The following is a 13,691-nucleotide window of genomic DNA, read 5'->3' as shown; positions in this document are numbered from 1 at the left end:
AGAATTCGTTACGACTAGCGAAATTGCGCGAGGAACCGCAAGTCGTTGTCGAAGAACAGACGCAAGTCGTTCACGCCGTAACGGAGCATGGCCAGACGCTCGACGCCCATGCCGAAGGCAAAACCGGAGAACTCTTCCGGATCGATGCCGGACATGCGCAGCACGTTCGGGTGAACCATGCCGCAGCCCATCACTTCCAGCCAGCCGGTTTGCTTGCAGACGCGGCAGCCTTTACCGCTGCACATCACGCATTCCATATCAACTTCAGCGGATGGTTCGGTGAACGGGAAGTACGAAGGACGGAAACGTACGGCCAGCTCTTTTTCGAAGAACACCCGCAGGAATTCTTCGATGGTGCCTTTGAGATCGGCAAAATTGATGTCGCGATCAACCAGCAGGCCTTCGACCTGGTGGAACATCGGCGAGTGGGTGATATCGGAGTCACTGCGATACACGCGGCCTGGGCAGACGATGCGGATCGGCGGCTGCTTCGATTCCATGGTGCGGACCTGGACCGGCGAGGTATGGGTGCGCAGCAACATGTTGGCGTTGAAATAGAAGGTGTCATGCATCGACCGGGCCGGGTGATGGCCTGGGATGTTGAGCGCTTCAAAGTTGTGATAGTCGTCTTCGACCTCAGGGCCTTCGGCAATGCCGTAACCGATGCGGGTGAAGAACTGCTCTACACGTTCCAGAGTCCGGGTCACCGGATGCAGACCACCGGAGGTCTGGCCACGGCCCGGCAACGTCACGTCAATGGATTCGGCGGACAGTTTGGCAGCCAGTTCGGCTTCTTCAAACAGGGCCATGCGCGCATTGAGAACGCCTGTGACACGTTCCTTGGCAACGTTGATCAGGGCGCCGACTTGCGGACGCTCTTCTGCCGGCAAATTCCCCAGGGTCTTCATCACCTGAGTCAATTCACCCTTTTTGCCAAGGTATTGAACCCGGATTTGCTCCAGGGCATTGATATCTTCAGCGCTTTGCACAGCCTCTAGTGCTTGAGAGACCAGCGCATCCAGGTTTTCCATGTACAGACTCCAGATACAAAATAGGGGAAGAGCTTGAAGGCTCTTCCCCTATTTAAGACGTTTACCACCTGGCCCCACGGAAGTGAGGCCGGGTGATTGTCGGGGGTACTTAAGCCAAGGTGGCTTTAGCTTTCTCGACAATCGCAGCAAACACCGCTTTTTCGTTCACTGCCAGATCAGCCAGAACCTTACGGTCGATCTCGATGGACGCTTTTTTCAGGCCAGCGATGAAACGGCTGTAGGACAGACCGTTAACACGAGCACCAGCATTGATACGAGCGATCCACAGAGCGCGGAACTGACGTTTTTTCTGACGACGGTCACGGTAGGCGTATTGGCCTGCCTTGATTACCGCTTGCTTGGCAACACGGAATACGCGGGAGCGTGCGCCGTAGTAGCCTTTAGCAAGTTTCAGAATTTTTTTGTGACGCTTACGGGCAATGACGCCACGCTTTACACGAGCCATGAGTTACTTCCTCTATTCTTGACTAAAATTAACGAAGGCGCAGCATGCGCTCGACTTTTGCCACGTCAGACGGATGCAGCAAGCTGCTACCGCGCAGTTGACGCTTACGCTTGGTCGACATTTTAGTCAGGATGTGGCTCTTGAAAGCGTGCTTGTGCTTGATACCGTTAGCAGTTTTCAGAAACCGCTTAGCAGCACCACTTTTGGTTTTCATTTTTGGCATGTTCGGATACTCCGCATTCAGTTGATAAACATAATCAGAAGGCCTGCCGTGCCCTGTTGATTACTTCTTCTTTTTCGGGGCGATGACCATGATCAGCTGGCGTCCTTCCATCTTAGGATGCTGTTCGACCGAACCGTACTCGAGCAGGTCAGCTTCAACCCGCTTGAGGAGTTCCATCCCCAGCTCCTGGTGGGCCATCTCACGGCCGCGGAATCGCAAGGATACCTTGGCCCTGTCCCCATCACTCAGGAAACGTACCAGGTTGCGCAGTTTTACCTGGTAATCCCCTTCCTCCGTCCCTGGACGAAACTTGATTTCTTTTACCTGAATCTGCTTCTGGTTCTTCTTCGCCGCGGCAACCTGCTTCTTCTTTTCGAAGATCGATTTGCCGTAATCCATCACCCGGCAAACCGGTGGGATTGCGTCTGCGGAGATTTCCACCAGATCAAGCTTTGCTTCTTCAGCAATACGAAGCGCTTCATCAATCGAGACGATGCCAATCTGCTCGCCATCAGCGCCAATTAACCGAACCTCGCGTGCCGAGATATTCTCGTTGATCGGGGCTTTCGGTGCAGCTCGTTTATCTTGTCTCATTTCACGCTTAATAATAATTACTCCGAATCTGGGCGACCACGCCGGGAAACCGCTTGCGCGAGAAACTCAGCGAACTGGGCGACGGGCATCGAGCCCAGGTCAGCACCTTCACGAGTACGCACAGCGACAGTCTGCATCTCGACTTCCTTATCTCCGATAACCAAAAGATAGGGAACCTTGAGCAAAGTATGCTCGCGGATTTTAAAGCCGATCTTTTCATTTCTCAAGTCGGACTTGGCACGAAATCCGCTTTCGTTGAGAGTTTTTTCAACTTCTGCAACAAAATCTGCCTGTTTATCAGTGATATTCATGATCACCGCCTGCGTTGGCGCGAGCCACGCAGGGAACGCACCTTCGTAGTGCTCGATCAGAATCCCGACGAAACGCTCGAAGGAACCGAGGATCGCACGGTGCAACATCACTGGGTGTTTGCGGCTGTTGTCTTCGGAGACGTATTCAGCGCCCAAACGGACAGGCAGGTTAAAATCGAGCTGCAGAGTACCACATTGCCAGACCCGACCAAGGCAGTCTTTCAGCGAGAACTCGATCTTCGGACCGTAGAACGCACCCTCACCCGGCTGCAGATCGTACGGCAGGCCCGCAGAATCAAGGGCTGCAGCCAGTGCAGCTTCAGCGCGATCCCACAGCTCGTCGGAACCGACGCGTTTTTCCGGACGAGTGGACAGTTTCATCTCGACATCGGTAAAGCCGAAGTCGCGGTAAACGTCCATGGTCAGCTTGATGAATGCAGCGGATTCAGCCTGCATCTGCTCTTCTGTGCAGAAGATGTGGGCGTCGTCCTGAGTGAACGCACGTACGCGCATGATGCCGTGCAGCGCACCCGACGGCTCGTTACGGTGGCAGGCACCGAACTCGGCCAGACGCATCGGCAGCTCGCGGTAGCTCTTCAGGCCCTGGTTGAACACCTGCACGTGGCATGGGCAGTTCATTGGCTTGATGGCGTAGTCGCGGTTTTCCGACTGAGTGGTAAACATGTTGTCGGCGTAGTTTGCCCAGTGCCCGGATTTCTCCCACAGGCTGCGGTCAACGACTTGAGGGGTTTTGATCTCAAGGTAGCCGTTGTCGCGCTGGATCTTGCGCATGTACTGCTCGAGCACCTGGTACAGCGTCCAGCCGTTCGGGTGCCAGAACACCATGCCCGGGGATTCTTCCTGGGTGTGGAACAGGTCCAGACGCTTGCCGATCTTGCGGTGATCGCGCTTTTCAGCTTCTTCGATGCGCTGGATATAAGCGGCCAGCTGCTTTTTGTCTGCCCAAGCGGTGCCGTAAACGCGCTGCAATTGCTCGTTCTTGGCATCGCCACGCCAGTAGGCGCCCGACAGTTTGGTCAGCTTGAAGGATTTCAGGAAGCGAGTGTTCGGCACGTGTGGGCCGCGGCACATGTCGACGTATTCTTCGTGATAGTACAGACCCATGGCCTGTTCGTTCGGCATGTCCTCGACCAGGCGCAGTTTGTAATCTTCGCCACGGGCCTTGAACACTTCGATCACTTCGGCGCGCGGAGTGACTTTCTTGATCACGTCGTAATCTTTCTCGATCAGCTGCTGCATGCGCTGTTCGATGGCAGCCATGTCGTCCGGAGTGAAAGGACGCTCGAAGGCGATGTCGTAATAGAAGCCTTCGTCGATGACCGGCCCGATGACCATTTTCGCAGTCGGGTACAACTGTTTGACCGCGTGGCCAACCAGGTGAGCGCAAGAGTGGCGAATGATCTCCAGCCCCTCTTCATCCTTTGGCGTGATGATTTGCAGGGTCGCGTCATTGCTGATGATGTCGCTGGCGTCGACCAGTTGCCCATTGACCTTGCCGGCCAGGGTGGCTTTGGCCAGACCGGCACCAATGGATGCGGCGACCTCGGCTACGGAAACCGGGTGATCGAATGAACGTTGACTGCCGTCGGGAAGAGTAATAGTTGGCATGGCGCCTCCTCTCCTAGTGGTGACCCCTACCAAAGGTCACGTGGGTTGGGATGAGCCAGTACAAGATCCGATCCAGGCCATTCAATGACGAACGCCTGCCTTACAGCGGCAGGAGCCTTGCGGCCAACCGGAAAACCGAACCAGAGTGACTGGGATTCAAATCGAAATATTCGCACGTCGACCGCTGCCGGGACTGTAGGTCATCCGGAGCCTGAGAACGCTTGAGCCCGGCATGCTAGCACAGATGAGCGGTCACTTATGCCTCTGTTTGATCAGAAGGCAAATCGTCCGTTTTTATGCCAGAGTGCTGAACTTGATGGCCTCTTCAGCCCTCAGATAACAAGACATTGACCCACAAGGAGCATCCTCGCATGCGTCTGAATACCCTGTTCGCCGTCGTCGCCCCTATCGTTATGTTGCTGCCGCTGAGTGCCCACGCCGACTGGCCTAAGGGCGAGCGCGAGAAGTACATGGCGCAGTGCACCCAGGCGGCGACTCCGCAAATCGGTGCTGCTGCGGCCAAATCGCACTGCGCTTGTGGCGCTGATGCCATCAAGTCTTATCCTGCAGCTGACATTCAGGCCCTGATGGACAACAAGGCCTCTCCTGAACTGCAGCAGAAAGCGCTAGGCCAAATTGCCAAATGCAAGGCAAATACACCGGCCAAAAAGTGATAAAAAAACCATTCTGACTCGGCTCAGCGCCCCGGAAACGGGCTGAATTTGAGCCTTTTCAGACGATTTATGCAGGTTTTACAGGTTTTTTTATTGTCTTTACGTTACGCGCAAAGCCTTTTAAACCGGGGCTTTCAGCGGAAACAGGCAGTAAAGAAAACACGACTGATTGGCAAACAGCACGTCCGGGGGGCTACCAAAGCGAACATTTCGACTATGATACCCGGGTGTGCCCAGTTGGCCTGAGCAGCACAGTACTGAAAAATATATGTTTCTTGGAGATACACCATGTCTAATCGCCAAACCGGCACCGTTAAGTGGTTCAACGATGAAAAAGGCTTCGGCTTCATCACTCCTCAAGGTGGCGGTGACGACCTGTTCGTACACTTCAAAGCTATCGAATCCGACGGTTTCAAAAGCCTGAAAGAAGGCCAGACCGTCTCCTTCGTGGCTGAGAAAGGCCAAAAGGGTATGCAAGCTGCACAGGTTCGCCCAGAGTAATTTCTGCGCGCACTAAAAAAACCCCGTCCATGTGACGGGGTTTTTTATGCCTGCAATAAAAGCCTTCGCTAATCAACCGCAGTTGACACGAGTGATCACCAGATTGTTGTCGGTGTTCAGATTCAAGCGATCCGAGCGGTACTCGAGCGTGATCATGTCATTCGGCTTGAGGAAGCGGGCATTCTGCGCCCCGGCTTTGGCACGCGCCTGCTCCAGCAATTCCGGCGAAGCTTTCTTGCCGATGGCGAACTCCGCCGCCGTTGCTTCACAGCGGCTGTGACCGGCTTCGGTCGCCGCAGTTTCCTTTGCCGACTCGCTGGAGGTCGTGCTGCAACCGGCCAACATGGCAGCGGCCATAAGTGCACCCAGTGTCGCGAACTTCAAAGGCATGAAGCCTCCTTGTTTTCAAAATGGTTAAGCTGAGATCGTGCGACCGCCATTCTGGCTTTTGGTTTCACAGCCAAGGCCATCACCCTGCCCCACGATCGGAAAAACGCCGAGTGTGCCTGAGCGGCATGCGTCACTTCATCAATCAATCGTGACTGAATATTAATGGCGCTCAGTAGATGTCGATGTAGTCATACGGCGGATTCGGCCAGTTGTCCTTCAGCGCATTGAAAATCTGCATCACCCACACCTCGTCACTGGCCGCGACATTGCCCACGTAGCCCGAGCCCTTGGCCCAGGTTTCCAGGCGAAACAGCAAACCGTCGATATCCTGCCCGCCGGTAACGCCGGAAGAAATGTAAGCGATACCGCCCTTGGTCACGCGCAGCTGCGTGTGCTCGTCATCACTGGCCGAGGCGAGCAACTGGCGCACTGCGTCGAGCGTGAGGCCGTCAGGGGTATTCAAATCGATCTGCACAGAACGGTCCTTGGAAAGCCTTGAAATACCAAGTGTCGCATAGCGCTCCGTTCATGCCTAAGTCGCAGTGCCAAATGCCCGACAAAATGGTTAACTCGATGCACAGACCTTCCGACCTTTGAGCGCTCCCATGACCACCATCAGCATCGACGCCGACATCAAAGCCAAATGGGCAGACGGCCACAGTTCCTACAGCCCGGGAACCACAGAAGAACTGGCGCTGATTGGTATCGATCTATTGGTCAAAGAGCTGGGTACGGAAGCGGCCAAGCAATTCATCAAGCAGATTTTCGAACGCTATCCGAGCGAACAGAACGAACACATTGAGAGGGTGTAAAAAACCCGCAGGCTGGCACCTGCGGGCGAATGGTTTACTTCAGGCGTTTCAGGCGCTCGGTCAGCAAGTCAAAGAAGCCTTGCGCGTCGCCGTTTTCCACCCAGAAGGCGTTCTTCGGCGCTTTCAGGCCATCGTACCAATCGACGATGGTCTGACCGAAAGTAGGCCCTTCACGGCTATCCACCACGACATTCACCGAGCGACCGGTGAACAGTTCCGGCTTGAGCAGATAGGCCACAACGGTAGCGTCATGCACCGGGCCACCCGGAATACCGTAGTGCTCCATGTCGCCTTTGATGTACTCATTGAGGATGTCGCCGACAATCTTGCTCGCGTTGTTGTTCAGCGCAGCGATCTGTTTCAGGCGCGCATCACTGGTGAGAATCTTGTGGGTCACGTCCAGTGGCAGGTAGGTGAGTTTCACGCCGCTTTTCAGGACCACTTCGGCCGCTTGCGGGTCAGCAAACAGGTTGAACTCCGCCACCGGGGTAATGTTGCCGCCGTTGAAGTGCGCACCGCCCATGATCACCACTTCCTTGATGCCCTGAACGATTTCAGGCTCTTGGATTAGCGCCAATGCCAGGTTGGTCTGCGGACCGAGCATGGCGATCGTGATGCTGTGCGGCTTGGCTTTTTTCAGGGTATCGATCAGGTAGTTGACGGCATTGCCTTCAGCCAGCCCCTTTTTCGGTTCGTGCACGGTGACACCCGACAGGCCTTCCTTGCCATGGATGTTCTCGGCGTAGATCGGCGTGCGCATCAGCGGCTTTGGCGCACCCGCATAAACCGGTACGTCTTCGCGCCCTGCCCACTCGCGAGCCAGGCGCGCGTTACGCGAAGTCTTGTCGAGGCGCACGTTGCCGGCCACGGTGGTCAGCGCGCGAATGTTCAGTTCGTCTGGCGAGGCCAGCGCGAACAACAGGGCGACCACATCGTCAGCCCCTGGATCGGTATCGATGATCAGGTCGATTTTTTCCGCCGCCTGAGCGCCGGTCGCAGTGATTACGGACAAAAGCAGTAAACCCCGGATGAGTTGATGCAGTTTCTGAGCATAGCGTTGCATGGCGCATTCCTTGTGCATGTGGAATCGAAAATCAGAATGTAACCCCGGCGACGAGGACGATATTGCAGTACGGCTGGCATTCGCCTGTACGAACAATCGCCCGAGCCTGTCGGCTGAGAACCTTGAATTGCTCATGACTGAGCAGATCGCGACGGCCCAGAGCGCCCTCTTCATTCAACGCGTCCAGCGTATTCAGCGCGGTCGGTTGCTTGTCGAAGATTTCTTTGGCCAGTGCATGGCTTTCCACCTGCATCTCGCTGAGCACGACTTTCAGGGTGCTGATGAAATCCGGGACGCCATGGGTCAGCGCCAGATCAATCAGCTCGACGCCCGGCGGCACTGGCAGCCCGGCATCACCAATAACCACCATGTCGCCATGGCCCAGGGACGCGATCAGCCGCGACAAGGCGACGTTGAGCAGAGGAGTCTTTTTCATGCGGGTTTAAAAGCCTGTACGTCGGATTGGGTTGGAATGGACGGTTGCGCGCCGGCACGAGTTACTGACAGCGCGGCGGCGATCTGCCCGTAGCGAATCGCTTCAGCCTCGGACTTGCCATTGGCCAGCGCAGCGGCAAAACCACCGACGAAGGTGTCCCCCGCCGCTGTGGTGTCGACAGCCTTCACTTTCGGCGCAGGGAAATGCTCGAAGCCTTTGCCATTGGCGAACAGCGAACCTTGAGCACCGAGGGTAATGATGACTTTGCCTGCCCCCATGGCGATCAGCTTGCTGGCAGCACCTTCTGCGGTTTCCAGAGAATCCACCGGCAATCCGCTCAATGCGCCCGCTTCGCTCTCGTTGGGAATCAGGTAGTCGATTGCGGCAAACCAGTCTGCCGGCAACGGACGACTGGCCGGCGCCGGATTGAGGATGACGATTTTACCGAGGGCACGGGCACGCTTGAGCGCATGCCCCACCGTGGCATCGGGAATTTCGAGCTGGCAGATGATCACGTCGGCGGCTTGCAGCACCGCATCAAACCGATCGATCACTGCGGGCGTCATGGCACCGTTGGCACCGGCAACAATGACAATCGCGTTTTGACTGTTGTCATCGACCACAATCAACGCCACACCGCTGGACCCCTCGACCGCGCTCACGGCCCGGCAATCGATGTGCTCGGCCAGCAGAGCGTCACGCAACTGCACGCCATAGTCGTCATTACCAACGCAGCCGACCATCGCCACCTGTGCGCCCAAACGCGCGGCGGCCACCGCCTGATTGGCACCCTTGCCGCCGGAAACCGTGGCAAACGAATGACCGATCAGCGTTTCACCACCGACGGGAAGCCGCGGCGCCCGGGTCACCAGATCCATGTTCAGGCTGCCTATTACCACTACATTTGCTGGCATACATCATTACTCGTCAATTCGGTTTCAGCGGTATTCGGTGAACACGCCGGACAACGGGGCGGTCGATTCGCGCAAGACAATACTCGGGGTCACGATCCGCTGATCGGTACCCAGAGTCGGCGTAGCAATCCTTCGCAACAGCACTTCGGCCGCCATCTCGCCCAACTGCAGGATCGATTGCCCCACCGTGGTGAGTGCCGGATACACGTAACGGCTCATCTGGATATCGTCGAAACCGATCACCGACAGCTCGCTCGGCACGCGAACATTGCGCTCCGCTGCGGCGCGCAGCACGCCGATGCCGATCATGTCGTTACCGGCAAAGATCGCGCTCGGTGGATTGCTCTCGAGGAGAATCGCTGCCGCGTTGTAGCCGCCGGTACTGGTGAAATCACTTTCCAGCATGCGCTCCTGGCGAACTTCAATGCCCGCCTCTTTCAGCGCCCGGCAATATCCGGCCAGACGCATCTGCGCCACGCTGGTACTGGCCGGACCGCCAATGGTGGCGATGTCGCGATGACCCAATTCCAACAAGTGCCGGGTCGCCAGGTATGCGCCGTATTCGTGGTCGATGCGCACCAGGTCGGCATCGACACCGTCCAGACCACGGTCGACGATGACCATCGGCGTTTTCACCCCGGCCAGCCCTTGCGCCAGACCGCTGTCACCGCCAGCGGAGGCGACGATCAAACCGTCGATGCGCTTCTCCAGCAGGACGCGTAAATAGCTGCGCTGCTTGTCGGGGTTATCGTCGGAGTTGCAGAGGATCACGCAGTAGCCGTTACGCTCGCAGTAATCCTCGATGCCCCGTGCCAATTCCGCGAAGTACGGGTTGAGACTGTTTGGCACCAGCAGGCCGATGGTTGCAGTGGTCTTGGCCTTCAGCGAGCGCGCCACCGCACTCGGCACATAGTCGAGGCTCTTGATCGCCGCCTCGACTTTCAGCCGCACTTCCTGACTGACCGGGCGGGTGTTGTTCACCACATGCGACACCGTCGTGTAGGAAATTCCCGCGAGGGCTGCCACGTCCTTGATCGTTGCCATGTCTTAGCCCCGGCGACTGGCGCGCTGACTGCGATAAGTATCGAGCACCACCGCGATCACGATGACGGCGCCAGTGATGATTCGTTTGGTCGGCTCGGTCGCGCCGATCTGCGCCAGACCCGCCGCCAGTACCGAGATGATCAATACGCCAAAGAACGTGCTGATCACCGAACCGCGTCCGCCCATCAGGCTGGTACCGCCGATCACCACCGCGGCGATCACTTGCAGCTCCAGACCGGAACCGGCATTCGGGTCAGCGGCTTCCAGACGAGAGATCTGAAACAGCGCGGCGACACCGGCCAGCAGGCCCATCAGGCTGAATACCAGAATCTTGTAGGGTTTCGGATTGATCCCCGCCAGACGCACCGCCTCTTCGTTGGTGCCGATGCCGATCAGGTAGCGACCGAACACGGTGCGGGTCAAAACTGCTTGAGCAATGATGATCACCAGCAAGGCAATGATGAACGATGGCGAGATGCCGAACGCGATCGGATTCGACAGCCAGGCGAACGAATCACCAATGTACGCGGTGCGCGATCCGGTCATCTGATACGCCAGACCCCGAGCCATTTCCAGCACACCCAGGGAAACGATGAACGATGGAATCCGCCACGCCACTGTGATCGAACCAGTGACTGTACCGGCCAATGCCGCCACCGCCATGCCGAGCAACGCTGACGGCAACACGCCCCAGCCCCAACCGAGAATGGCGACGCTGACCGTAGAGGCCGCCAATGCCAGTACCGAACCAACGGACAGGTCGATGCCACCGATGATCAGTACAAAGGTCATGCCGACCGCCAAGACCATCAGATCAGGAATCTGGTTGGCCAAGGTACTGAAGGTGTTATACGACAGAAAGTGGCTGCTCAAGACCGAGAACAGCGCAATCATCGCCAGCAAGGCACCGGCCAGGCCAAGATAAGTGCCAAGGCCATAGAAGTTGCCACCACGTTTGCCGGCAGGAGATGCAGTTTTCATGGGAGATCCCTAGGCGCCGCTTCATTGAGCAGCGCATCACGTTTTTGGTAGCCGGCGAACGCGGCGGCAAGCAAGTCATCCTGGGTCCAGCTGTCGCGCTCGAAGGTGTCGATCAGCCGTCCTGCCGACAACACGCCGATCCGGTCGCAAATCAACATCAGTTCGCGCAGGTCACTGGACACCACCACCAGCGCTTTGCCCTGGCGCGTCAGTTCGCCGAGCAAGGCATAAATGTCAAACTTGGCGCCAACGTCGATGCCACGGGTCGGCTCATCGAACAGCAACACCGAACAATCACGCTCCAGCCAGCGGCCGATCACGACCTTCTGCTGGTTACCACCGGACAACTCTGAAACCAGCTGCGTCGGGCTTGAACTGCGGATGCGCATAGCGTCGATCTGACGTTGCGCCAATGCGATCTCGTCGCCGTTGTTGACGACACCGCCACTGGAGATTTCCGGCATATTGCCCAAAGCGATATTGGCGCTGATCGACTGACTGAGCAGCAGGCCTTCACCCTTGCGGTCCTCGGTGATCAACGCGATGCCATTGCGCACCGCATCGACTGGCGAGCGCACACTGACTACTTTGGCTGGCGAGCCAAGTGCAATGCTGCCGCTGTCAGCGGTGTCTGCACCGAATATCAAACGCAGTAATTCCGTGCGCCCTGCCCCGATCAGTCCGGAAATCCCGAAGATCTCGCCGGCACGCACTTCGAACGAGACATCGCGCACTTTGTCAGAGCGAGTCAAACCGGTGATCGTCAGCGCCGGGGCTCCAATCTTGCGCGGGCCCATGTCGATATGCTCGCCCAGTTCGCGACCGACCATCAACGTGACCAGTTGCTCGCTGTTGTAATTGGCCATCGGCTCGACGCAGACCAGATTGCCGTCACGCAGCACGGCAATGCGCTGCGCCACTCGGGCAAGCTCTTCGAGACGGTGGGAAATGTAGATGATCGAAACGCCGCGCGCCTGCAAGCGGGTGATCTGCTCAAAGAGCATTTCGACTTCGCGCGCGGTGAGCATCGCGGTCGGTTCGTCGAGAATCAGCACATGGCAATCGCCGATCAGGTTGCGGGCGATTTCGACCATCTGCTGATGCCCGATACCCAACTCGCCGACCAGCGTATCCGGGTCAATGGCGTCGAGACCGACTTGCGCCATGGCTTCGATCGCCGCTTTGCGCAGTTGCTTGCGGCTGATCCAGCCGCCGTTGCTTGGCAGGTTGTCGAGAAACAGGTTTTCCGCGACCGACAGCGTCGGCAACAGATTGAGTTCTTGCATGACCATACGCACGCCGAGCTCTTCAGCCTGGGTACGGCTGCCCGGACGGTAGTCCTTGCCGTGGAATTGCATCTGGCCGGTGGTCGGCGTGACCAGTCCGCCAATGATCTTCGACAGCGTACTTTTGCCGGCACCATTCTCGCCGGTCAGCGCCAGCACTTCACCGCGCATCAGCGTCAGATCGATGCCGCTGAGCACCGGTTGCGCATAGGTCTTACCGATACCGCTGACCGAGAGGACAGCGTTCGGGGCGGAAACTGACATAAAAAACTCTCCATGCGCTCGCCCGGACGGACGAGCGCCGTTGTGTCGCCAGAAGACTTACTGGGTGACCAGCTCGACCGGTGTTTCGATCACGCCGTTGGCGCCGCTGTCGACTTTCTCGCCTTTGATGATTTTCAGCGCGGTTTCGATGCCGAACACAGCTTGCTTCGCAGCGAACTGGTCAGCAGTAGCCAGCACGCGGCCGTCTTTGAGCATTGGCTTGATGGCATTGATGTTGTCGTAACCGACGACTTGGACCTGACCGGCCTTGCCGGCAGCGCGCACGGCGGAGACCGCACCTACAGCCATGCTGTCGTTGCCGGCCAGCAGCGCTTTGACGTCCGGGTATTCGCTGAGGATCGACGCGGCAACCTTGTTGCCCTTGTCGATTTCCCAGTCACCGGATTGCAGGGAAACGATCTTGATCTGTGCAGCGTCCATCGCATCCTTGAAGCCAGCGGTGCGCTGCTGGGCGTTGGTCGTCGTGGAGACGCCTTCAATGATGCCGACTTCGTCACCGGCCTTGAGCTGCTTGGCCAGGTATTCACCGACCAGACGCGCACCTTTGCGGTTGTCCGGGCCTACGAAAGGCACACTGATATTTTTGCTTTTGACGATGGCCGGATCGAGCTGATTATCGATGTTGATCACGGTGATGCCGGCATCGACGGCTTTCTTGATCACCGGCACCATGGCCTTGGAATCGGAGGGTGCGATAACCAGTGCATTGACCTTGGCCAGGATCATCTGTTCGACGATGCGAGTCTGGCCGGCAGTGTCGGTTTCGTCCTTGATACCGTTGGAGATCAGGTCGAAATCGGCGGAGTGTTCTTTCTGGTAGGCCTTGGCGCCATCTTCCATGGTCAGGAAGAATTCGTTGGCCAGAGACTTCATGACCAGTGCGACTTTAGGTTTTTCGGCGGATTCGGCGAATGCCGAGGAGACAGGTAGTGCGGCGGCTGTGGCAGCCAGCATAGCGACAGCAAGAAGACGTCCAGCGAATGGCAGCTTCATGGGTTCACTCCGATCTTATGATTATTGTGAGCAACGTTTGCGCTAGCGTAAGCTACAC

General features: G+C 57.3%; 17 protein-coding genes. 3 read left to right on the top strand and 14 right to left on the bottom strand.

The features are described from left to right. Positions 1-14: 14 nt before the first annotated feature. The 5 genes from pheS to thrS form a co-directional block, all read right to left on the bottom strand. A complete protein-coding gene (gene pheS, locus PspS49_RS10290; protein ID WP_003226365.1) occupies positions 15-1,031 on the bottom strand; it encodes a phenylalanine--tRNA ligase subunit alpha in 1,017 nt (338 codons plus the stop codon). A gap of 109 nt (positions 1,032-1,140) precedes the next feature. Then, positions 1,141-1,497: a 50S ribosomal protein L20 gene (gene rplT, locus PspS49_RS10285; RefSeq protein ID WP_007913489.1), complete on the bottom strand. Its 357-nt coding sequence runs from the start codon at positions 1,495-1,497 to the stop codon at positions 1,141-1,143. A 28-nt stretch (positions 1,498-1,525) separates the two neighbouring features. After that, on the bottom strand, positions 1,526-1,720 hold the full coding sequence (gene rpmI, locus PspS49_RS10280) for a 50S ribosomal protein L35 (RefSeq protein WP_002553160.1): 195 nt from the start codon (positions 1,718-1,720) through the stop codon (positions 1,526-1,528). A 60-nt stretch (positions 1,721-1,780) separates the two neighbouring features. Next, positions 1,781-2,332 carry a translation initiation factor IF-3 gene (gene infC, locus PspS49_RS10275; protein WP_171057393.1) on the bottom strand — a complete coding sequence of 184 codons (552 nt, stop codon included), beginning with the start codon at positions 2,330-2,332 and terminating at the stop codon, positions 1,781-1,783. Further along, entirely contained in the window at positions 2,332-4,254 is a 1,923-nt protein-coding gene (gene thrS, locus PspS49_RS10270) for a threonine--tRNA ligase (RefSeq protein ID WP_160039064.1), read from the bottom strand. Before thrS ends, infC begins: the two co-directional genes overlap by 1 nt. A 371-nt stretch (positions 4,255-4,625) precedes the next feature. Here thrS and PspS49_RS10265 point away from each other — a divergent pair, with 371 nt between their 5' ends. Both PspS49_RS10265 and PspS49_RS10260 read left to right on the top strand, forming a co-directional pair. Further along, positions 4,626-4,928: a hypothetical protein gene (locus PspS49_RS10265; protein ID WP_095111728.1), complete on the top strand. Its 303-nt coding sequence runs from the start codon at positions 4,626-4,628 to the stop codon at positions 4,926-4,928. 288 nt (positions 4,929-5,216) lie between these two features. Continuing rightward, positions 5,217-5,429, top strand: a complete 213-nt coding sequence (locus tag PspS49_RS10260) for a cold-shock protein (RefSeq protein ID WP_003179963.1) — start codon at positions 5,217-5,219, stop codon at positions 5,427-5,429. 72 nt (positions 5,430-5,501) lie between these two features. Here the strand turns inward: PspS49_RS10260 and PspS49_RS10255 are convergent, their stop codons facing one another. Then, positions 5,502-5,819, bottom strand: coding sequence for an I78 family peptidase inhibitor (locus PspS49_RS10255; protein WP_127926599.1), 318 nt, complete (start codon positions 5,817-5,819; stop codon positions 5,502-5,504). 169 nt (positions 5,820-5,988) lie between these two features. Continuing rightward, positions 5,989-6,294, bottom strand: coding sequence for a hypothetical protein (locus PspS49_RS10250; protein ID WP_034152743.1), 306 nt, complete (start codon positions 6,292-6,294; stop codon positions 5,989-5,991). Between the two features lie 130 nt (positions 6,295-6,424). On the opposite strand from PspS49_RS10250, the gene PspS49_RS10245 reads away from it, so the two are divergent. Further along, on the top strand, positions 6,425-6,631 hold the full coding sequence (locus tag PspS49_RS10245) for a hypothetical protein (RefSeq protein WP_127926598.1): 207 nt from the start codon (positions 6,425-6,427) through the stop codon (positions 6,629-6,631). A 34-nt stretch (positions 6,632-6,665) separates the two neighbouring features. Here the strand turns inward: PspS49_RS10245 and PspS49_RS10240 are convergent, their stop codons facing one another. From PspS49_RS10240 to PspS49_RS10210, 7 genes are read right to left on the bottom strand one after another with little or no spacing between them, the layout of a single operon-like run. After that, positions 6,666-7,694: a nucleoside hydrolase gene (locus PspS49_RS10240; RefSeq protein WP_016984942.1), complete on the bottom strand. Its 1,029-nt coding sequence runs from the start codon at positions 7,692-7,694 to the stop codon at positions 6,666-6,668. A gap of 31 nt (positions 7,695-7,725) precedes the next feature. Then, the gene (rbsD, locus tag PspS49_RS10235) at positions 7,726-8,130 is read right to left on the bottom strand and encodes a D-ribose pyranase (RefSeq protein WP_123592850.1); all 405 of its coding nucleotides are present in this window, start codon (positions 8,128-8,130) and stop codon (positions 7,726-7,728) included. Next, the gene (rbsK, locus tag PspS49_RS10230; RefSeq protein ID WP_150774006.1) at positions 8,127-9,044 is read right to left on the bottom strand and encodes a ribokinase; all 918 of its coding nucleotides are present in this window, start codon (positions 9,042-9,044) and stop codon (positions 8,127-8,129) included. The genes rbsD and rbsK overlap by 4 nt, the downstream gene beginning before the upstream one ends. A gap of 24 nt (positions 9,045-9,068) precedes the next feature. After that, entirely contained in the window at positions 9,069-10,088 is a 1,020-nt protein-coding gene (locus PspS49_RS10225; RefSeq protein ID WP_160039062.1) for a LacI family DNA-binding transcriptional regulator, read from the bottom strand. A gap of 3 nt (positions 10,089-10,091) precedes the next feature. Beyond that, a complete protein-coding gene (locus tag PspS49_RS10220; RefSeq protein WP_127926595.1) occupies positions 10,092-11,069 on the bottom strand; it encodes an ABC transporter permease in 978 nt (325 codons plus the stop codon). Beyond that, positions 11,066-12,619: a sugar ABC transporter ATP-binding protein gene (locus tag PspS49_RS10215; protein WP_160039060.1), complete on the bottom strand. Its 1,554-nt coding sequence runs from the start codon at positions 12,617-12,619 to the stop codon at positions 11,066-11,068. Before PspS49_RS10215 ends, PspS49_RS10220 begins: the two co-directional genes overlap by 4 nt. A gap of 57 nt (positions 12,620-12,676) precedes the next feature. Then, on the bottom strand, positions 12,677-13,633 hold the full coding sequence (locus tag PspS49_RS10210) for a sugar ABC transporter substrate-binding protein (RefSeq protein ID WP_077571943.1): 957 nt from the start codon (positions 13,631-13,633) through the stop codon (positions 12,677-12,679). Positions 13,634-13,691 lie beyond the last annotated feature (58 nt).

The sequence above is a fragment of the Pseudomonas sp. S49 genome (assembly GCF_009866785.1).
Classification (GTDB): Bacteria; Pseudomonadota; Gammaproteobacteria; order Pseudomonadales; family Pseudomonadaceae; genus Aquipseudomonas.
Note: the sequence above shows the minus strand (reverse complement) of the source record. Positions and strands in the feature narration are given on the sequence as shown.

Coding starts and splice junctions, on each gene's coding strand:
- rplT (WP_007913489.1), bottom strand. CDS start 1,497: ATGGCTCGTGTAAAGCGTGGCGTCATTGCCCGTAAGCGTCACAAAAAA.
- PspS49_RS10215 (WP_160039060.1), bottom strand. CDS start 12,619: ATGTCAGTTTCCGCCCCGAACGCTGTCCTCTCGGTCAGCGGTATCGGT.
- PspS49_RS10220 (WP_127926595.1), bottom strand. CDS start 11,069: ATGAAAACTGCATCTCCTGCCGGCAAACGTGGTGGCAACTTCTATGGC.
- PspS49_RS10225 (WP_160039062.1), bottom strand. CDS start 10,088: ATGGCAACGATCAAGGACGTGGCAGCCCTCGCGGGAATTTCCTACACG.
- PspS49_RS10240 (WP_016984942.1), bottom strand. CDS start 7,694: ATGCAACGCTATGCTCAGAAACTGCATCAACTCATCCGGGGTTTACTG.
- rpmI (WP_002553160.1), bottom strand. CDS start 1,720: ATGCCAAAAATGAAAACCAAAAGTGGTGCTGCTAAGCGGTTTCTGAAA.
- PspS49_RS10245 (WP_127926598.1), top strand. CDS start 6,425: ATGACCACCATCAGCATCGACGCCGACATCAAAGCCAAATGGGCAGAC.
- PspS49_RS10255 (WP_127926599.1), bottom strand. CDS start 5,819: ATGCCTTTGAAGTTCGCGACACTGGGTGCACTTATGGCCGCTGCCATG.
- rbsK (WP_150774006.1), bottom strand. CDS start 9,044: ATGCCAGCAAATGTAGTGGTAATAGGCAGCCTGAACATGGATCTGGTG.
- PspS49_RS10260 (WP_003179963.1), top strand. CDS start 5,217: ATGTCTAATCGCCAAACCGGCACCGTTAAGTGGTTCAACGATGAAAAA.
- PspS49_RS10265 (WP_095111728.1), top strand. CDS start 4,626: ATGCGTCTGAATACCCTGTTCGCCGTCGTCGCCCCTATCGTTATGTTG.
- pheS (WP_003226365.1), bottom strand. CDS start 1,031: ATGGAAAACCTGGATGCGCTGGTCTCTCAAGCACTAGAGGCTGTGCAA.
- rbsD (WP_123592850.1), bottom strand. CDS start 8,130: ATGAAAAAGACTCCTCTGCTCAACGTCGCCTTGTCGCGGCTGATCGCG.
- PspS49_RS10210 (WP_077571943.1), bottom strand. CDS start 13,633: ATGAAGCTGCCATTCGCTGGACGTCTTCTTGCTGTCGCTATGCTGGCT.
- thrS (WP_160039064.1), bottom strand. CDS start 4,254: ATGCCAACTATTACTCTTCCCGACGGCAGTCAACGTTCATTCGATCAC.